17 protein-coding genes are annotated in these 17,164 nt (G+C 75.4%); 4 read left to right on the forward strand and 13 right to left on the reverse strand.

Annotated elements, in window-relative coordinates:
- Positions 1-140: 140 nt before the first annotated feature.
- The 3 genes from O7628_RS29700 (at position 141) to O7628_RS29710 (ending at position 3,473) form a co-directional block, all read left to right on the forward strand.
- Positions 141-1,385: an MFS transporter gene (locus O7628_RS29700; RefSeq protein WP_278135655.1), complete on the forward strand. Its 1,245-nt coding sequence runs from the start codon at positions 141-143 to the stop codon at positions 1,383-1,385.
- Positions 1,386-1,654: 269 nt separating this feature from the next.
- Positions 1,655-2,749 carry an exo-alpha-sialidase gene (locus tag O7628_RS29705; protein ID WP_278135656.1) on the forward strand — a complete coding sequence of 365 codons (1,095 nt, stop codon included), beginning with the start codon at positions 1,655-1,657 and terminating at the stop codon, positions 2,747-2,749.
- Between the two features lie 40 nt (positions 2,750-2,789).
- The gene (locus O7628_RS29710) at positions 2,790-3,473 is read left to right on the forward strand and encodes an SGNH/GDSL hydrolase family protein (RefSeq protein WP_278135657.1); all 684 of its coding nucleotides are present in this window, start codon (positions 2,790-2,792) and stop codon (positions 3,471-3,473) included.
- A 47-nt stretch (positions 3,474-3,520) separates the two neighbouring features.
- Here O7628_RS29710 and O7628_RS29715 read toward each other — a convergent pair whose 3' ends face one another.
- The 12 genes from O7628_RS29715 to O7628_RS29770 are packed head-to-tail and all read right to left on the reverse strand — an operon-like array spanning position 3,521 to position 14,770.
- Positions 3,521-4,879, reverse strand: coding sequence for a hypothetical protein (locus tag O7628_RS29715; RefSeq protein ID WP_278135658.1), 1,359 nt, complete (start codon positions 4,877-4,879; stop codon positions 3,521-3,523).
- The gene (locus O7628_RS29720) at positions 4,879-5,850 is read right to left on the reverse strand and encodes a transketolase C-terminal domain-containing protein (protein WP_178065236.1); all 972 of its coding nucleotides are present in this window, start codon (positions 5,848-5,850) and stop codon (positions 4,879-4,881) included. Before O7628_RS29720 ends, O7628_RS29715 begins: the two co-directional genes overlap by 1 nt.
- Positions 5,850-6,821, reverse strand: a complete 972-nt coding sequence (locus O7628_RS29725; RefSeq protein ID WP_178065235.1) for a thiamine pyrophosphate-dependent dehydrogenase E1 component subunit alpha — start codon at positions 6,819-6,821, stop codon at positions 5,850-5,852. Before O7628_RS29725 ends, O7628_RS29720 begins: the two co-directional genes overlap by 1 nt.
- Entirely contained in the window at positions 6,818-7,615 is a 798-nt protein-coding gene (locus tag O7628_RS29730; protein WP_074477223.1) for a DUF3050 domain-containing protein, read from the reverse strand. Before O7628_RS29730 ends, O7628_RS29725 begins: the two co-directional genes overlap by 4 nt.
- Positions 7,616-7,617: 2 nt before the next feature.
- Positions 7,618-8,547 carry a phytanoyl-CoA dioxygenase family protein gene (locus O7628_RS29735; protein ID WP_278135661.1) on the reverse strand — a complete coding sequence of 310 codons (930 nt, stop codon included), beginning with the start codon at positions 8,545-8,547 and terminating at the stop codon, positions 7,618-7,620.
- The gene (gene hppD / locus O7628_RS29740; protein ID WP_278136441.1) at positions 8,544-9,653 is read right to left on the reverse strand and encodes a 4-hydroxyphenylpyruvate dioxygenase; all 1,110 of its coding nucleotides are present in this window, start codon (positions 9,651-9,653) and stop codon (positions 8,544-8,546) included. The genes O7628_RS29735 and hppD overlap by 4 nt, the downstream gene beginning before the upstream one ends.
- A gap of 59 nt (positions 9,654-9,712) precedes the next feature.
- Complete coding sequence (locus tag O7628_RS29745) at positions 9,713-10,981, reverse strand: beta-ketoacyl-[acyl-carrier-protein] synthase family protein (protein ID WP_278135663.1); 1,269 nt, start codon at positions 10,979-10,981, stop codon at positions 9,713-9,715.
- The gene (locus tag O7628_RS29750) at positions 10,978-12,594 is read right to left on the reverse strand and encodes a class I adenylate-forming enzyme family protein (protein WP_278135665.1); all 1,617 of its coding nucleotides are present in this window, start codon (positions 12,592-12,594) and stop codon (positions 10,978-10,980) included. Before O7628_RS29750 ends, O7628_RS29745 begins: the two co-directional genes overlap by 4 nt.
- Positions 12,591-13,175 (reverse strand): beta-ketoacyl synthase chain length factor, encoded by a 585-nt coding sequence (locus O7628_RS29755; RefSeq protein ID WP_278135666.1) that lies wholly within the window; start codon positions 13,173-13,175, stop codon positions 12,591-12,593. The genes O7628_RS29750 and O7628_RS29755 overlap by 4 nt, the downstream gene beginning before the upstream one ends.
- Complete coding sequence (locus O7628_RS29760) at positions 13,172-14,266, reverse strand: beta-ketoacyl synthase N-terminal-like domain-containing protein (protein WP_278135667.1); 1,095 nt, start codon at positions 14,264-14,266, stop codon at positions 13,172-13,174. The genes O7628_RS29755 and O7628_RS29760 overlap by 4 nt, the downstream gene beginning before the upstream one ends.
- The gene (locus O7628_RS29765; protein ID WP_278135668.1) at positions 14,259-14,504 is read right to left on the reverse strand and encodes an acyl carrier protein; all 246 of its coding nucleotides are present in this window, start codon (positions 14,502-14,504) and stop codon (positions 14,259-14,261) included. The genes O7628_RS29760 and O7628_RS29765 overlap by 8 nt, the downstream gene beginning before the upstream one ends.
- Positions 14,504-14,770 carry an acyl carrier protein gene (locus O7628_RS29770; RefSeq protein ID WP_043968887.1) on the reverse strand — a complete coding sequence of 89 codons (267 nt, stop codon included), beginning with the start codon at positions 14,768-14,770 and terminating at the stop codon, positions 14,504-14,506. The genes O7628_RS29765 and O7628_RS29770 overlap by 1 nt, the downstream gene beginning before the upstream one ends.
- A gap of 16 nt (positions 14,771-14,786) precedes the next feature.
- Here O7628_RS29770 and O7628_RS29775 point away from each other — a divergent pair, with 16 nt between their 5' ends.
- On the forward strand, positions 14,787-15,422 hold the full coding sequence (locus O7628_RS29775) for a 4'-phosphopantetheinyl transferase superfamily protein (protein WP_278135670.1): 636 nt from the start codon (positions 14,787-14,789) through the stop codon (positions 15,420-15,422).
- Positions 15,423-15,472: 50 nt separating this feature from the next.
- Here O7628_RS29775 and O7628_RS29780 read toward each other — a convergent pair whose 3' ends face one another.
- Positions 15,473-16,867 carry a class I adenylate-forming enzyme family protein gene (locus tag O7628_RS29780; RefSeq protein WP_278136442.1) on the reverse strand — a complete coding sequence of 465 codons (1,395 nt, stop codon included), beginning with the start codon at positions 16,865-16,867 and terminating at the stop codon, positions 15,473-15,475.
- Positions 16,868-17,164: the final 297 nt, after the last annotated feature.

Here is a 17,164-nt window from a genome sequence, read left to right on the forward strand (position 1 = left end):
CCGTCCCCGGGGCGGCGACGGACGCCGACTCCCCGGCAGGAACGGATGCCGGCGCCCCGGCCGGAACGGATGCCGGCCCGCAGACCGGAGCCGACGCCGGTTCCGCGGCCGGCCCGGCGGCCGGGGCGAAGGGAGGCGGCGTGGACCGGGAGCGGGCCGCCGCGCGGCGGGAACTGGTCACCCTCGTCGCCGCCGACCTGATCTCCAACCTGGGCAGCCGCATCTCCGTCATCGCGATCCCGTGGCTGGTGCTGACCACCACGGGCAGCCCGGCGAAGATGGGCATCGTCGCGGCGGCGGAGTTCCTGCCGTACATGCTGTCCAGTTCCCTGGCGACGCCGTGGGCGGACCGGTTCGGGGTGCGCCGCACGTCCATCGTGGTGGACGCGGCGAGCGCGGCGGCCGTGGCGGTGGTGGCGATGACCCCGTGGCTCGGCTTCGGGGCGCTGGTCGCCCTCGTCGCGGTGGCGGGCGGGCTGCGCGGCATCGGCGACCGGGTCAAGCACGTCATGTTCCGGCCGGCGGCGCAGCGCGCCGGGGTGCAGCTGATCCGGCTCACCTCCGCCTACGACGGCCTGGCCCGGGGCGTCACCCTGTTCGGCGCGGTGATCGGGGGCCTGCTCATCGACTGGGTCGGGGTGACCCGGGCCATCTGGATCGACGCGGGCACCTTCGCGCTCTGCGCGCTGCTGGTCGGGCTGCTGGTGCGCCCGCCGGCCGCCGACGCGCCGGCCGCGCCCCGGGAGAGCTACTTCCGGGCCCTGCGCACCGGGTTCGCCTACCTGCGCACCGACCGGGTGCTGCTGGCCATGCTGCTGGTGGTCTCCGCGCTGAACATGATGGCCGCCGCCAACACCGCCGTGTGGATCCCCGTCTGGGTGCGCGACGTGCTCGGCGACCCGGCCGGCTTCGGCCTGGTGCTGGGGGTGTTCGGCGCGGGGGCGCTGCTGGGCAACGTGGTGTTCACGATGGTCGGCCCGAGGCTGCCCCGCACGCTCGTCTTCGCCGTCGGCGCGGCGATGAGCGGCGCGCCCCGGCTGCTGACCATGGCGGTCACCGACCACCTCGTCGTGGTGCTGGTGGTGACGTTCCTGTCCGGCATCGGCATCGCCGCCGTCAACCCGCTGCTGGGGGCCACCCTCTACGAGCGGGTGCCCGACGCGTTGCAGACCCGGGTGCTCGGCATCGCCGGCTCCCTGGCGTTCGTCGGCCTGCCCGTCGGCGCGCTGCTGGGCGGCTGGTCGGTCGCCGTGCTTGGCCTCAAGCCGGCGCTGCTGGTGATGGCGGTGCTGTGCGCGGTGCTGACCGTGGGGCCGCTGCTCGCCGGGCCGCTGCGGGCGGGCCGGTCCCGCCCAGCCGCGCCGCCCCCGCGGCCCGCCGGGTAGGCGGCGCCCCGGCCCCGTCCGCCGGCCCCGCCCGCCGGCCCCGTCCGCGCCGTGCGCCGGCCCCGCCAGCCCCGCCCGCGCCGTGCCGGGCTGGTGGGGGTATCCGCGCGCCGGGATGCCCCCACTCGGCCGGCATGGCTTCCTCGCATGTTCGCCCCGCGTTCGCCGGAGCGCCCGGGTCGCGTCGGGTGGCACGCCTACCGTGCCGGTCGGGTCGCACCGACTGACTGCCCCGGGCGCGACCGGACCGGCGACCCGCGAGGAGAACCATGCCGTCATCGACCGACAGCCCGGTGGCCACCGCCCGGCTCGGCGAAGTGCGCCGGATCGGCGACGCCGCCGGGCACAACGCCTTCACCGACCTGGTCCGGCACCGGGGCCGGTGGCTGTGCGCGTACCGGGAGGGCGCCGGACACCTCTCCGCCGACGGGGCGATCCGGGTGCTCGCCTCCGCCGACGGCCGGGAGTGGGCCCCCGTCGCCCGGCTGGAGCGGGCGGCCACCGACCTGCGCGACCCCCGGTTCGTGGCCCGGCCCGACGGCCGGCTGCAACTGCTCGCCGCGGCGGTCACCGCGACGGACGCCGGCACCGCCACCACGGCGGGCGACGGCGCGGCCACCGCGACGGACGCCGGCACCACGACCACGGCGGGAGACGGCACGGCCGCCGCCACGGCGGACGGCGCGGCCACCGGCGACGCGGCGGGGCGGGCCGTCGGGCGCGGGGCGGGGCCGGCCAAGGCGTTCCGCACGTTGACCTGGCTGTCGGCCGACGGGCAGCGCTGGGGCGAGCCGACGCCGGTCGGCGAGCGCGACATCTGGGTGTGGCAGGCGGCCTGGCACGGCGGCGCGATGTACGGCGTCGGGTACGCCACCCGGGAGCCCCGGTTCGTCCGGCTCTACCGCAGCGGCGACGGGTTCGACCTGCAACCGGTCGTCGACACCCTCTTCCTCGGCGGCTACCCCAACGAGTCCGGGCTGGTGTTCGGCCCCGACGGCACCGCCAGCTGCCTGCTGCGCCGCGACCGGGAGGCGGCCACCGCCCAGCTCGGGCGGGCCCGGTCGCCGTACCGGCACTGGACGTGGACCGACCTCGGGGTGCGGGTGGGCGGGCCGGCCCTGCTCGGGCTGCCCGACGGCCGCCTCGTCGCCGGGGTACGCCTGCTCGACGGCGGCCCGCGCACCGCCGTCTGCGCCGTCGACCCGCACCGGGGCGCCCTGACCGAGCTGCTGGCGCTGCCCTCCGGCGGCGACTGCGGCTACCCCGGGCTGGACTGGCACGACGGGCTGCTGCGGGTCAGCTACTACTCCTCCCACGAGGAGCGGACGTGCGTGTACCTGGCCGAGGTGACGCTCGACGGGTAGGGGTGTCGACGCGGCGGGCGGGTCGGCTAGCGTGCCGGTCATGCCGGCGAGCCGCACCGAAGCCACCGACCCGTACTGCCTGCGCGCGGGCGAGAGCGCGCGGCTGCTCGCCGGGCACCCGTGGCGGCGGTTCGTGGTGCTCGGCGACAGCGTCGCCGAGGGGCTGTGCGAGCCCGTCGACGGCTACCCGGACGTGCAGTGGGCCGACCGGATCGCCGCCGAGCTGGACGCGGCCCGCCCCGGGCTGGCGTACCTCAACCTGGGGCTGCGGGGGCTGCGGGCGCACGAGGTCCGCGCCGCGCAACTGGCCCCGGCGGTGGAGTTCGGCCCGGATCTGGCGCTGGTGGTGTGCGGCGGCAACGACGCGTTCCGCTCCGCCTACGACGCGGACGCCGTCGACGCGGAGCTGGCCGCCATGGTCACCGGGTTGCAGGAGGCGGGGGCGGACGTGGTGACGGTGGGCATGTTCGACGTGTCGCACAGCCCGGCGGTGCCGGCGCGGCTGCGGGAGGGCCTGGGCGGGCGGATGCGCCGGCTCGCGGCGCACACCCGGGCGCTGGGCGAGCGGCTCGGCACCCTGCACGTGCACCTGACCGATCACCCGGCGGTGGCCGACCCGACGCTCTACAGCGGCGACGGCCGGCACGGCAGCGCCCGCAGCGACGCCATCGCCGCCGCCGAGACGGTCCGCCGCCTCGGCGCGCACCTCGCCGCGCGCCGGTGACCTCACCCCGGCGGCGGCCCTCGGGGCGACCGCCGCCGGGGAGGCGGTCAGTCGGTGAGCAGGATGCCGGTGAGCAGGACCCCGCGCGCGAGATTGAGCACGCTGTCGCAGCCGGGGAAGCCCACCCGGGCCAGGCCGCCCGAGCCGGTGCGGCCGAACAGGTAGGGCGCGAGGCTGTAGGGGACGTCGGCGGTGACGGTCTCCCCCGTCTCCATCCGCACGAAGTCCATCGCCACCCGGTCGGCGGGCATGTACTCCTGGAGGATGTAGCCGCCCTCGTCGATGGCGGCGCGCAGCCCCTCCTCCCACTTCTGCGGGTCGGTCTCGCGGCCCAGCAGCACGCCGATGCCGGCCGAGCCGTCGGCGGGCTTGGCGACCAGGTCGTGCTGGTCGGCCAGCGCCCGGGGCAGCTCGGCGGCGGTGAGGGCGGTGGTGCGCGGGACGTACCGGCGCACGAGCGCCTGGTCGGCCTCGGGCAGGGTGTCGAGGTCCTCCCAGAGCCAGGCAAAGTTGATCTTGTTGCCGAGCAGCCAGGCCGCCGTGCTGACGAACATCGGCAGGGTCCCGGCGGCGAGGGCGCCGGCGACCGCGTCCAGCCCCGCGCTGGCGTGCACCCGGTTGGGCACGAAGAGCCGGAACAGCGCGTCGACCGGGGCGCCGTCGACGACGAGCCGCTTCTGCTCGTCCAGGGTCGCCAGCTTGAGCTGGGCGATGACCAGGTCGATGCCGAAGTGGCGGGCCCGGTCCGCCAGCGGGGACAGGATCTTGAGGAAGAAGTCCGGCGTCTCCAGGCCCGGGTAGTCGGCGTCGAAGTCCAGCAGCAGCGCCACCCGGGCCCCGTCGGCCAGGCCCAGCTCGTCGCGGATCGCCACGAACCGCTGGTCGAGCAGGGACGGGGCGGGCCGCACCGGCAGCCCGTCGAGGATGCCCCGCTCGGCGTAGAGCTTCGCGTACCGGTAGACGACCGTGTCGGCGTCGAAGCCGCCGCCGAGGCTGCTGTCGATGTTGTACTCGACGAACTTCGGCACCCCGCCGGAGATCAGCACGTCCGGCCGGTACGCGGCCAGCAGCGCCTCCGACAGCACCTCGTCGGTGTCGAGCAGCTTCGTCTCCTCCGCCGGCACCCCGAGCAGCCGGGTCAGCTCCCCGGCGGTGCGGGCCCGCCGCTGGCACGCCTCCAGGATGAGCTGGGCAATCCGGTCGCAGACCTCGTTCAGCTCGCGGAACGCGTCCGCCGGCATCACCGGGGGCCGGGCCAGCCGCCACGTCTGGTTGTAGGTCGCGCAGCCGTAGAAGACCTCCTTCCACGCGCCCGCCCCGGCGGCCACCATCTCCGCCCGGGTCGACTCCGGCAGGTCCTTCCACGCCTGGTCCAGCGGCGGCCAGGGGTAGTTCGGGTCGATCATCACTCGTCCTTCATGGTGAGTTGGATGGCGGCGGTGAGCTGCTCGCGGCCGGGCTGCACGGCCCGGTCCAGCGCCGGGGCGAACGGCAGCACCGCGCCGTCGGGGCGGGTGACCCGCCGGGGCGGCGCGAGCAGCCGCACCCGTTCCACCACGGTCGCGATGATCTCCCCGGCGATCCCGCAGGACCGGTTGGAGTCGTCGACCACGACCAGCCGCCCGGTGCGGGCCACCGACGCGGTCAGCCCGTCCCAGTCGAACGGGTGGAGCGTGCGCGGGTCGAAGACCTCCACCGACACCTGGTCGGCCAGCGCCTCGGCGACGGCGAGCGCGTCGTGCACCAAATGCCCGACGGCGACCACCGTCACGTCGTCGCCGGCCCGGTGCACCCGTCCCCGCCCGATCGGCACCGGGGCCAGGGCGGCGAAGTCCACGTCGGCGCGCACGTCCATCGCCCCGGCCGGCGCGAACACCACCACCGGGTCGACGTGCCGGATCGCCGAGACCAGCAGCCCGTACGCGTCGGCCGGGGTGGCCGGGACCACGGTGGTCACCCCGACGTGGGCGAAGAGGCTGTACGGGTGGTCGGAGTGCTGCCCCGCCCACCCGGTGCGCGAGCCGGAGCCCGGCACCAGGTAGGTGACCGGCACCTCGGCCTGCCCGCCCGTCATCAGCGGGAACTTGTGCGCGTGGTTGACGATCTGCTCGAAGACCAGGAACAGCAGGGACGGGATCTGGAACTCCACCACCGGGCGCAGCCCGGCCAGGGCCGCGCCGGTGGCGAAGCTGGTGAACGCCTGCTCCGACAGCGGGGTGTCCCGCACCCGGTCCGGCCCGAACCGCTTCAGCAGCCCGGCGGTGACGTTGGAGGCGGCCACCCGGATGTCCTCGCCGAGCAGGAACACCGACTCGTCGCGGCCCATCTCGTCGGCCAGGGCCCGGGTGAGGGCCTTGCGGTACGACAGCCGTGGCATCAGCCACCTCCCGTCCGGGCGACCAGCCCGCTGGCGTACAGGTGCTCCAGCGCGCCGGCCGGGTCGGGCTCGGGGCTGGCCAGGGCGAACTCCAGGGCCGCGTCGAGGGTCGCCTCGACCTCGGCGTCGACGGCGGCCCGGTCCGCCCCGGACAGCCGGGCGCCCTGGATGTCGACCGGGTCGCGGGACCGGCCGGCGGCCACCTCCTGCGGCGCGCGGTAGTCGAGGCGTACCGCGTGCTCGAAGGTGTGGTGGGCGTCGAACCGGTAGGTGCGGGCCTCGATCAGCTCCGGCCCGCCCCCGGCGCGCATCCGGGCGACGGCGGCGGCGGTGGCGTCGCGTACCGCCTCGGGGTCCTGGCCGTCGACGACGGCCGCCGGCATGCCGAACGCCTCGGCCCGGCCGGGGATCGTGCCGGCCACCGCGCCCTCGACCGGCATGGTGGTGGCGTAGCCGTTGTTCTCGCAGACGAACAGCACCGGCACCCGCCACAGCGCGGCCAGGTTGAACGCCTCCAGCAGCATGCCCTCGTTGACCGCGCCGTCGCCGAAGAAGGTGGCCCCGACGAGGTCGTCGCCGCGCCGCCGACGCGCCCACACCGCTCCGGTGAGGATCGCGCCGGCGGCGCCGACGATGGCGTTCGCGCCGAGCACCCCGACGGCCAGGTCGGCGGCGTGCATGGAGCCGCCCCGGCCCCGGTTGAGCCCGGTCTCGCGGCCCAGCAGCTCGGCGAGCATGCGGGCCGGGTCGGCCCCCTTGGCGAGCACGTGGCCGTGCCCGCGGTGGGTGCCGGTGACCAGGTCGTCGTCGCGCAGCGCCGCGCAGACCCCGGCGGCGATCCCCTCCTGACCGAGGTACGGGTGGATGCCGCCGACGATCGCCCCGGCGCGGACCAGGTCGACGGCCCGCTCCTCGAACCGGCGGATCAGCCGCACCGTGCGGTACAGCCGGACGGGATCGTCGCGGGTCACGCCGGGCGACCCTCCTTGATCGCGGCGAGGATGTCGTCCCAGAGCTGCGCGCGGGCGGTGAGCGCCAGGTTGACCGTGTCGGCGCACTCCTGCCACTTGGTGTCGTCGTCGCCGCACAGGTCGGCGAGCATCTGCATGGCCATCGGGGTGTGCTGCTCCCCGTCGACCTCGATGTGCCGCTCCAGGTAGTCGACGAACGTGTGCAGCTTCTGGCTGCGCTCGTTGACGGCGACGACCTGGGTGAACATGTCGGGGATCAGGTCCTCGCGGCCGAACGCGAAGGCCGCCGCCTGGCAGTGCACCGGGGTCGACTCGATGATCTTCCAGGTGGTGGCGGCGAACGCCGCCGACGGGCCGGGCACGCCGGCCTTCACCAGCGCCTCGGTCACCGGCGTGCCGGCGCGCAGCAGGTCGACCAGCGCGTCCACGGCGCCGGTGTCGGCCCCCGCCTCGGCCATGCCGCGCACGTAGAGCTCGAAGTGGCTGATGTAGCCCTCGCCGAGCTCGTCGCTCTCCTCGACCATCACGATGTCGTTAATCAGCCGGCGGCTGCCGGTCGGGCCGGTGGGGATCCACGGCACGTCCACGCAGGTGAGCTGCCGCTGCAACGACTTCAGCAGGGACATGAAGTCCCAGACCGCGAAGACGTGGTGCTCCATGAAGGTCACCAGCGCCTCGTGGGTGTCCAGGTTGGCGTAGAGGGGGTGCTTGACCACCACGTCGCGGCGATCGGTCACCGCCTGCTCCAACCGCTCGATGCCCGGGTGCGTCTTACCCCAGTCGTACCGTGACATTGTCAGCCTCCCTGCTGGGCGCGGTCGCGCCAGATGACCGGGCAGAAGTCGGGGTCCGCGTAGTCCGGCCGCCCGTCGTGGGTGCGGCGGACCAGCACGTCGTGGTTGTACGCGGCGAGGGTGCCGTCGGAGAGCGGAAACTCCCGGTAGGCGTTCGCGCCGTCCTGCAGGTGCAGCGAGATCGCCCGGCGCGGGCGACCGCTGACGTTCGCGCCGCTGCCGTGGTAGGTGCGGCAGTGGTGGAAACTCACGTGTCCCTTGGGGATCACCATGGGGATCTTGCGGATCTGGGCGCCGTTGTGCGCGGCGTTGCGGGCCAGCATCTCCTCGAGCTGGTCGCGGTCGCGCTCGGCGAAGTGCCGCACGACGGTGTCGTCGGCGCCGATCTCCTTCCACCGGTGCGACCCGTCGACCATGGTGATGGTGCCCATCTCCTCGCCGCAGTCGTGGAACGGGATGAACGCGGTGAGCATGTCCTCCGACGACGAGGACGACCAGTAGTGCTTGTCGAAGTGCCAGGGCACGATGTTCGACGGCTCGCCGGAGATCGGCGGCTTGTAGATCAGCGTGGACTGGAACACCCGGATCTCGGCGGCCCGCGCGAGCCGGGCGGCGACCGCGCCGAGCAGCGGCTTACGCAGGATCGCGGCGATCCCGTCGTGCTCGTAGTGGACGTAGTCGTTGTGCCGCTGCACCGGGCCCTTCGACGGGTCCCAGTAGGCGAGCTTAGGAGGGCGCACCGGCAGGGTGCGGTCCCGCTCGCCGTCGTAGTACCGGTCGGTGGCCGCCACCAGGGCGTCCACCTCCTCGTCGGTGAACAGCTTCTTCGACAGGTACCAGCCGTGCTCGGCGTAGTGCCGCACGTCCTCGTCGGACGGCAGCAGCGCCTCCTCCTGCGCGGTCAGCGCCGGGTGGATCTGTGTGGTGGTCATGCCCCAACCCCTTGTGCCGTGCCGGCCGCGACGGCGGGGGTCGCCCCCGCCGCGGCCAGCTCCCGTTCCTTGGCCTCGTAGAGGGCCTTGATGTTGCCGCTGCCGAAGGTCAGCGCCCCGCGTCGCTCGATGAGTTCGAGGAAGAGGGTGCGCCGCACGTGCATCGACTCGGTGAAGATCTGCAGGAGCTGGCCGCCGTGGTCGCGGTCGACCAGGATGCTCAGCTCGCGCAGCCGGTCCAGCGGCGCGTCGACCGGGCCGACCCGCCGCTCCAGGTCGTCGTAGTAGGCCCCGGGGGTGCCGGCGAACCGGACGCCCCGGGAGCGCAGCGCGCCGACGGCGGTGACGATGTCGTCGGTGCGCAGCCCCAGGTGCTGCACGCCGGCCCCGGCGTGTTCGGTGAGGAACGCGTCGATCTGCCCCGGCCGGTGGCCGCGGTCCGGCTCCAGCAGCACCAGGGTGACCCGCCCGGACGGGCTCTGCACCACTGTGGAGTTCATCGCCTGGCCGGCGACCTCGACGTGCTCGGTGAAGATCTGCGCGAAGCCGAAGACCCGCTCGTAGTGGGCGACGGTCGCGTCGAGCTGCCCCGGCGGCACACAGATCGCCAGGTGGTCGATCTCGGCGAGCAGGCCGTCGTCGCCGCCGACCGGCTCGGTGGGCTCGAACGCGCCGGGCAGGAACTCGCGCCGGTCGCCCCGGCGCTCCACCAGCCGGTGCAGCACGTCCCCGAAGCCGGCCACCTCGGCGGTGACGACCTCGGCGTCCGCGCCGGTGCAGGTGGTCGGCGGCGTCACCGGGGTCGCCCCCCGGCCCACCAGCTCCGCGTACGCACCGGCGGCGTCGTCGACCTCCAGCGCCACCACCGCGATGCCGTCGCCGTGCCGCTGCACGTACGCCGACGCCCGGTGCCCGGCGGTCAGCCCGGAGGTGAGCACCATCCGGATGTCGCCCTGGCGCAGCAGCAGCGACCGCTGCCCCGCCAGCCCGGTCTCGGGGCCGCCCTGACCGGCGAGGCGGAACCCGACGGCCGTGCCGAAGTAGAAGGCTGCCTGCCGCGCGTCCCCCACGAAGAGTTCGATGTGATCTATAGAACGGATGTCCATGTACCAGCCCTTCCCCATGTCCCCCCGTGACTGCCGTCCGGGCTCCCCCGCCCGGGGTGTTACGCGGGATCACCTCCCGGCGCGGCGGCGCGCGCACCCGCACCGGCGGTGCGCCGCAGCAGCAGACTCACGTTCTGCCCCCCGAAGCCGAACGAGTTGGTCAGCGCGTGTTCCACGTCGGCCCGCCTGGCCTCCTTGCGGACGTGGTCCGCCGGGCAGGCCGGGTCCGGATCGTCGAGATTCCAGGTCGGCGGCAGCAGTCCCCGGCCCAGCGCCAGCGCGGTGGCGGCGGCCTCCAGCGCCCCGGACGCGCCGAGCAGGTGCCCGGTGAGCGCCTTGGTGGAGCTGACCGGCACGGTGCCCTCGCCGAACACGTCGGTCAGGGCGGTGATCTCGGCGATGTCGCCCAGCTTGGTGCCGGTGCCGTGGGCGTTGACGTAGCCGACCTCGCCGGCCGTCACGCCGCCGCCGGCCAGGGCCCGGCGCATGCACTCGGCCGCCCCCGCCCCGTCGGGCCGGGGCGCGGTGGGATGGTGGGCGTCGGTGTTCGCCCCGTACCCGGCGACCTCGGCGTAGCCGGCCACGCCCCGGGCGGCGGCGTGCTCGGCGCGTTCCAGCACCAGCAGCGCCGCGCCCTCGGCGAGGACGAAGCCGTTGCGGCGGGCGTCGAACGGCCGGCTCGCCTCGGCCGGGTCGGCCCAGCCCCGGGCGAGGGCCCGGGCGTTGCCGAAGGTGTCGGCGAAGGTGGGGAACAGCGGGGCCTCGCTGGCCCCGCAGACCACCACGTCGGCCTCCCCGGCCCGGATCAGCCGGGCCGCGTCGGCGACGGCCTGCGCGCCGGAGGCGCACGCCGTGCCGACAGACGAGCTGTAGCCGCGGATGCCGTGGGCGATGGCGATCCGCGCCGCCGGCATGTTCGGCAGGATCCCGGTGAGCAGGTACGGGCTGACGGCCGCCCGGCCCCGCTCGGCCCGCGCCAGCACCTGCCGCTCCAGGGTGGCCATCCCGCCGACGCCGCCGACGATCACCCCGATCCGGGCGGGGTCGACGTCGCGGCCGACCTCGATGCCGGCGTCGGCGAGCGCGTCGGCGGCGGCGAGCAGGGCGAGCACGACGATCCGGTCCAGCACCCGGGTCTCCGGTCCGGACGCGACCGTGCGCGGGTCGATCTCCGGCAGCAGCCCGGCGGCCTCCAGCGACCCGTGGGCCGGGTGCTCCCGCGGCGGACGGACCAGCCCCGACCGGCCGGCGAGCAGGGCGTCGAGGGTCTCCCCCGCGCCCCGCCCGGCCGGGGTGAGCAGGCCCATCCCGGTGATGAGGGCGGTCACGACGACGACTCGGTCAGGTAGCGCTCGCGCAGCGCCACCTTGCGGACCTTGCCGGTGACGGTGACCGGGATGTCCTCGGAGCGCACCGGCACCACCCGGCGCAGGGTCGCCCCGACGTCCGCGCCGAGCGCGGCGCGCACCGCCTCGGTGCGGTCGACGCCCGGGTCGGCCCCGGCCGCCAGCTCCAGCAGCACGTCGGTGACGACGCGGTCGGCCTCCTTGACGATCACCACCGTGCAGTCGGTGACGTCGGGGCAGGCGGCGAGGACCCGTTCCTCGGACAGGGCGGTGAAGAACCGCCGGCCGTCGCCGACCTCGACGGAGTCGACGGCCCGGTCCAGGTGGTAGTAGCGCCCGTCGGCGTCGGCGTAGACCAGGTCGCCGGTGAGGTACCAGCCGCGCAGCCGGAACCGGTAGGTGGTGACCGAGTCGTTCCAGTAGCCCCGGAACAGCGACGGCGAGTCGATGCCGAGGAAGCCGACCTGGCCCGGGGGCAGCTCGTTGCCGTCGGCGTCGAGCACGGCGACCTTCGTGAACTGGTACGGGCGGCCCACGCACCGGCCGTACCGGTCGGTGTCGGCGGTGTGCGTGATGTGGAACATCGAGTGGCCCATCTCGCTGGAGCCCAGCCCGTCGATGAACACGGAGCCGGGCACCCGCGTCACGCCCTGCCGGGTCACGGTGTCCCGCGAGCCGACCGCGACGAGCCGGCGCACGTGCGGCTCGTGCGAGCAGTCGCCGGTGTTGAACCACAGCCGCACCGAGTCCAGGTCGTACGCGGACAGGTCGAACCGGGCCAGCTCCGCCCAGGTGACGGAGAACCCGAACACGCCGTCGGGCCGCCAGCGCTGGATCGCGTCGAGGACCCGCTCGCCGCCCTGGTCGGACAGCAGGAACATCTCCGCCCGGTTGCCCAGCGCCTGGTTGACCATGAGCACGGTCGCGGTGTGCGGGGCGGGCAGCGCGTTGAGGATGCGGCGGGTGCCCTGCGCCTGCGGCATGGACAGCAGGTGCCGGGTGGCGGCGAACAGGCTCGCGTGCGAGTGCAGCACCGCCTTGGGCACGCCGGTGGTGCCGGAGGTGTGGGTGATGACGATCGGGTCGTCGGGGTGGTGCCGGTAGTGGGCCCCGGCGGCGGCCGGGTCGCCCGTGCCGGCGTCGGCGGGCGTGCCGAGCAGCGGCGCGCCGAGGTCGTGCCCGGCCAGCAGCTCGGTGTGCGCGGCGTCGGCGAGCACGCCCGCGCCGCGCAGCCGGCGGATGTACTCGGCGGCGATCTCCGGGCGCAGCTTGCCGTTCATCAGCGCGGGGATCGCGCCGAGGCGGGTCAGCGCCAGGAAGCTGAGCACCATGTCGGCGGCGGCGGTGGCCCAGACGGCGACGGGGTCGCGGGGCTTGACGCCCCGGGCGCGCAGCCAGGCCGTGCGGGCGGCGACCCGCTCGTCGAGCTGGCCGAGCGTCAGCGGGCGCTCGGCGGGGTGCCCGTCGACCTCCGTGTCGAAGGTCAGGCCGGGGCCGTCCGGGTCGGCGCCGTGCGCCAGCACCCGGGCCAGCACGTTGCCGGCGCCCAGCTCGGTGTCGGCGGCCAGCAGGCCGCGCAGTCCCTTGGTCCTCATGATGCGTCTCCTCCCCCCAGCAGCACCGCGACGGCGGCGGTGCCGGGCGGGTCGCCCGGCACTGCGGCCTCGACGCCCGCACCGGCGTCGTCGGGTGCCTGTTCGATCAGAATCAGCAGCGCCTCGTCGGCGTCACCGTCGCTCAGCAGCAGTTCGGCCTCGGCCGTGCCCTCGGCCAGCGGGTCCCCGGTCGGGGCGAGGCAGACCACCGGCCCGCCCAGCCCCCAGCGCGCGGCGACGTGCCCGGCGACGCTGTTGGGCACCGACTGGAAGAAGAACAGCGGCCCGGGTCGCCCCCCGGCGGCGACCGTGGCGTGCACGTGGTCGGCGCTGGCCCGGTCCCCGGCGGCGCTGACCAGCACCACCGCGGTGCGCCCGCCGGCCGGTTCCGGGGCCGGTCGCCCACCGTGCCGTCGGGTGAGGCACCGGTCGGCGACGGCCGCGACGACCGGGCTGAACCGCGAGTGCACGAACCCGGGCAGGGTCGGCGGGGCGGCGTCGCCCGGCTCCGGCCAGCTCGCCCGCGCGAGCACCCGCAGCCGACCGTCCGTCGCCGTCGGCAGCTCCCCGGAGCCGGTCATGCCGCACCTACCAGCAGGGCGGTGTTCGCCCCGCCGAACGCCGCGTTGAGGCTCACCGCGTAACCGGTGGCGGCGGGGCGGGGCGCGTCGCGGATGACGTCGAGCGGGCACGCCTCGTCGGGGCCGAGCCAGCCGGCGTTGACCGGCAGCTTCCCGTGCCGCACGGCCAGCACGGTCACCACCAGCTCCAGCAGCCCGGACGCCTCCAGCGCGTGCCCGTGCAGCGCCTTGGTGGAGCTGACGGGCACCCGGTGCGCGTGCTCGCCCCAGGCCAGCCGCAGCGCCGCCGCCTCGGCCGCGTCGCTGTAGCCGGTGCCGGTGGCGTTGGCGTTGACGTACCCGATGTCCTCGGGTCGCAGGCCGGCGCGGCGCAGGGCCGCGCCGAGCGCGCGGGCCAGGCCGCGCCCCTGCGGGTCGGGCTGGCAGGGGTGGTAGGCGTCGCCGGCCCGGCCCCAGCCGAGCACCGAGGCCAGCGTCGGCGCGTCCCGCCGGGCCGCCGCGTCGGCGGACTCCAGCACCACGGCGGCCACGCCGTCGCCGAGCAGCAGCCCGCGCCGCCCGGCGCTGAACGGGCGGACCGCGCCGTCGGTGGCGAGGGCCCGGCCGGTGTCGAAGAGCGCGTACTGGTCGGGTTCGACCAGGTACCCGGCGGCGACGACGACCCGTTCGACGACGCCGCGGCCGATCAGCGCGGCGGCATCGGCGACCGCGGTCGACGCGGACACGCAGGCGCTGGTGTAGACCCGGGACGCACCGGCCAGCCCGCACCGGCGGGCCAGCTCCCCGGCCAGCGCCGGCACGCCCGCGCCGCCGTGGGCGGCGAGCAGCAGCGGCGCGGCGGCCCGCCCGGCGGTGTCGAGCCCGGCGGCGGCGCACGCGGTGTGCACCGCGTCGGTCAGCTCGTCGGCCAGCGGGCCGGCGTCGGCCAGGGTGGCCGCCACGCCGACCCGGCGGGCGCTGGTGTCGAAGCGGCCGACCGGCCGGAACGCGGGGGCTCCGGCGAGCACCCCGGCGAGCTGGGCGTCGGCGCCCCTGCCGAGGGCGCTGAGTGCGTGGACACCGGTGATCCGTACGGGGGCCCGCTCAGCCATCTGCGGGGGCGGTCAGGCAGGTGTGGAACACCGCCAGGGCGTCGTCGACCGTCCGGATGCCGGCGAGCTGGTCGTCGGTGAGGTCGAGCCGGCGGTCGTAGCGTTGTTCGACGAGGTGGACCAGCCAGGCGAGCTCCATCGAGCCCACCCGGTCGGACACCTTGTCGGCCGGCTTCGCGGTCATCTCGGCGAGCATCGTCAGCAGGTCAGCTCGCCCCAGGTCGGGCTGACCGGCCATCAGGAGTTGCCGTCGGCCGTCGCGGCGACCCGGTCGGCGACCATCGTGGTGAACTCGCCGACCGTCATCAGCGCCAGCTTCTCGGACTCGTCGTCGGCGAACTTCAGGCCGTAGCGGTCCTCGACGCGGACGGCCAGGTCGGCCAGGGCCAGCGACTCCAGGTCGACGCCGGCCGGGCCGAGGGTGGTGTCGTCGTCGATGCCGTCGACGTCGTAGTTCATGTCGTCGAGCTGGGAGATGACGAAGGCACGGACCTCGTCGCGCATTGGTTAACCTCTTTCCGTGAGCCAGTCAGCGGTGCCCGGTCGGGACACCGTGTACGTGTTCCTCGGCCGTACCGACGGCGATCGGCCGGCGGCGGCCCGGCGGCTGCTGCGGCGCGCGGGTGGCGTGCTGCTCGGCCGGGCGGAGGCGGAGATCCGGGTGGGACGCGATGCGGCCGGGCGGCCGCTCGTCGACGCCGGTGACGCGGTGGAGCTGCCGGCGAGCGTCAGCCACGCCGGCGGGATCGTGGTGGTGGCGGCCCGCCGCGGCGGCGGGGTCGGCGTCGACGCCGAGCGCCGCCGGGACCTGCCCGCGCTGGCGCTGGCCCGCCGCTGGTACGCCCCGCAGGAGGCCGCCTGGCTGCGCGGACGCCCTCCCGGGTGCCAGGTCGAGGCGTTCCTGCTGCTGTGGACGGCCAAGGAGGCGGTCGGCAAGGCGCTCGGGCGCGGGTTGCGCGACGGCGGCCTGCGCCGGCCGATGCCGGTGCCCGGCGGCCCCGGCGAGTTGCTGCGCCCCGTCCCGGGGGCCGGCGGCCTGCGGGTCGGCCATCCCCGGCTGTCCCCCGGCGGCGACGGGCCGGTGCTGGCCGGTGACCTGGTGCTGGCCGTCGCGGTCGACGGGCCGGCGGACGGCGTCGAGCTGGTGATCGACTGATTGATCAGTCAGACCGGCGGGTGCCGCGACGGGCCACCGGAGCGGGCCGGTCACGGCGCGGCCGCCCGCAGCGCCTCGGTCGACCGGACCAGCTTGCCGGTGGTGGTGCGGGGCAGCCGGTCGAGCAGGTGCAGGACGCGGGGCCGCTTGTAGGCGGCGAGCCGCTCGGCGAGCAGCTTCTCCAGCACCTCCTCCGACAGCGGGCCGTCCGGCTGCACGTACGCGGTGATGTCGCCGTCGTGCACGACCACGGCGGCGGCGACGCCGGGCAGCCCGGCGAGGGTGGCCTCGACCTCGGTGAGATCGACCTTCAGCCCGCCGACGGAGACCTGCGAGTCGAGCCGGCCGCGCACGGTGACCAGACCGGTCCCGGGGTCGACGGTGCCGGCGTCGCGGGTGTGCAGCCAGCCGTCGGCCCAGCGGTCCGGGTCGGACAGCCCCACGTACGGCGAGTCCGGGCAGCTCACCCACAGCTCGCCGGTGGCCGACTCGCGGACGGTGATCCCGGGGGCGGGGGCGATCGACGGCCGGTGCCAGCCGTGCAGGTCGGTGCCGATGACGCCGACCTCGGTCATCCCGTACATGTTGCCCAGCGGCACGCCGAAGCGGTCGACGAACGCGGTGACGACGGCCGGCGGGACCAGCTCGCCGCCGGTGGTCATCCGCTTGAGCTGCGGCAGTGGGCCGGTCGGCCGGGTGGAGGCCAGCAGTCCGATGTGGAACGGCACGCCGAGCACGGTGGCCGGGGCGTCGTCGGCGGCGATGGCGGCCAGCACCGCGTCGCCGCTGAGCCGGTCCGGCGGCACCAGCGTCACGTGGGCGTGCAGGCCGTAGAGCAGCCCGCCGACGAGGCCGAGCACGTGCACCATGGACGGCAGCAGGATGATCCGCTCGCCGGGCAGGGCCACGCCGTCGATGCGCGTGTAGCGGCGCACCTCGGCCACGAGGGACGCGGCGCTGCGACCGATCACCTTGGACGGACCGGTGGAGCCGGAGCTGAGCTGGATCACCGCGTGCGGGCTGCCGGCGGGCCGGTCCGAGTAGGCGGTGACGCCCTCGGTGACGTCGACGAAGATCTTCAGCGCGGCGCCGCCGCTGCGCACCGGGGCGACGACGACCTGCGGGGTGAGCCGGGCGAGCGCGCCCTGCACCTCGTGGTCGGTGAGCCGGTGGTCGAGCAGGATCGCCTGGGCCCCGGCGCGCCAGGTGGCAAGGAGGTTCACCACGTACGCCAGCGAGGGCGGCAGGCGCAGCGCGGCGGCCCCGCCGGGACGCAGGCCGGCGCCGGTGAGCCGGGCCTGGGCCTCGCCGACGAGCCGGCGCAGCGTGCCCCGGTCCACCGGGTCGGGCAGCCGCAGACATACTTCGGTCGCCGGGCCGGCCAGCAAAAGGTCGTCAACCCAGCCAGGGTGGTCTACTGTAGATTCTGCTGCCGAACGATCCATGGTCACTGTGGTCTACCGCCCAGCATCGAAAAAGGGCATAACTGCCCAATGTGGTGCGTCTTCCGGGGTGCTGACGGAACACTACGACAGCCGTCGAGACCATTACTAGATGCAAATGGCTAGATCAAAAAGGTCGTGCGGCCCGATTGCCGGTCAGCCGGTTCGCCGGGCAGGATCGGGGGCCGCGAGGCCGCCGGCGACACCGCCGCCGCGGGGCGGGAGCCTGCCCGCCGTCGAGCCGGCGCACCCGGGCGGCAGCCTGCCCGAATCCGGCCCGGCCGCCCGACCACGCTCGGC

Origin of the sequence: Micromonospora sp. WMMD956, assembly GCF_029626125.1 — a bacterium.
Taxonomy (GTDB): domain Bacteria; phylum Actinomycetota; class Actinomycetes; order Mycobacteriales; family Micromonosporaceae; genus Micromonospora; species Micromonospora carbonacea.

What these genes read in the sequence shown, in the direction of transcription:
- O7628_RS29705 (WP_278135656.1), top strand. Translation starts at nt 1,655, where the DNA reads ATGCCGTCATCGACCGACAGCCCGGTGGCCACCGCCCGGCTCGGCGAA.
- O7628_RS29710 (WP_278135657.1), top strand. Translation starts at nt 2,790, where the DNA reads ATGCCGGCGAGCCGCACCGAAGCCACCGACCCGTACTGCCTGCGCGCG.
- O7628_RS29715 (WP_278135658.1), bottom strand. Translation starts at nt 4,879, where the DNA reads ATGATCGACCCGAACTACCCCTGGCCGCCGCTGGACCAGGCGTGGAAG.
- O7628_RS29720 (WP_178065236.1), bottom strand. Translation starts at nt 5,850, where the DNA reads ATGCCACGGCTGTCGTACCGCAAGGCCCTCACCCGGGCCCTGGCCGAC.
- O7628_RS29730 (WP_074477223.1), bottom strand. Translation starts at nt 7,615, where the DNA reads ATGTCACGGTACGACTGGGGTAAGACGCACCCGGGCATCGAGCGGTTG.
- O7628_RS29735 (WP_278135661.1), bottom strand. Translation starts at nt 8,547, where the DNA reads ATGACCACCACACAGATCCACCCGGCGCTGACCGCGCAGGAGGAGGCG.
- hppD (WP_278136441.1), bottom strand. Translation starts at nt 9,653, where the DNA reads ATGGACATCCGTTCTATAGATCACATCGAACTCTTCGTGGGGGACGCG.
- O7628_RS29750 (WP_278135665.1), bottom strand. Translation starts at nt 12,594, where the DNA reads ATGAGGACCAAGGGACTGCGCGGCCTGCTGGCCGCCGACACCGAGCTG.
- O7628_RS29755 (WP_278135666.1), bottom strand. Translation starts at nt 13,175, where the DNA reads ATGACCGGCTCCGGGGAGCTGCCGACGGCGACGGACGGTCGGCTGCGG.
- O7628_RS29760 (WP_278135667.1), bottom strand. Translation starts at nt 14,266, where the DNA reads ATGGCTGAGCGGGCCCCCGTACGGATCACCGGTGTCCACGCACTCAGC.
- O7628_RS29765 (WP_278135668.1), bottom strand. Translation starts at nt 14,504, where the DNA reads ATGGCCGGTCAGCCCGACCTGGGGCGAGCTGACCTGCTGACGATGCTC.
- O7628_RS29770 (WP_043968887.1), bottom strand. Translation starts at nt 14,770, where the DNA reads ATGCGCGACGAGGTCCGTGCCTTCGTCATCTCCCAGCTCGACGACATG.
- O7628_RS29780 (WP_278136442.1), bottom strand. Translation starts at nt 16,867, where the DNA reads ATGGATCGTTCGGCAGCAGAATCTACAGTAGACCACCCTGGCTGGGTT.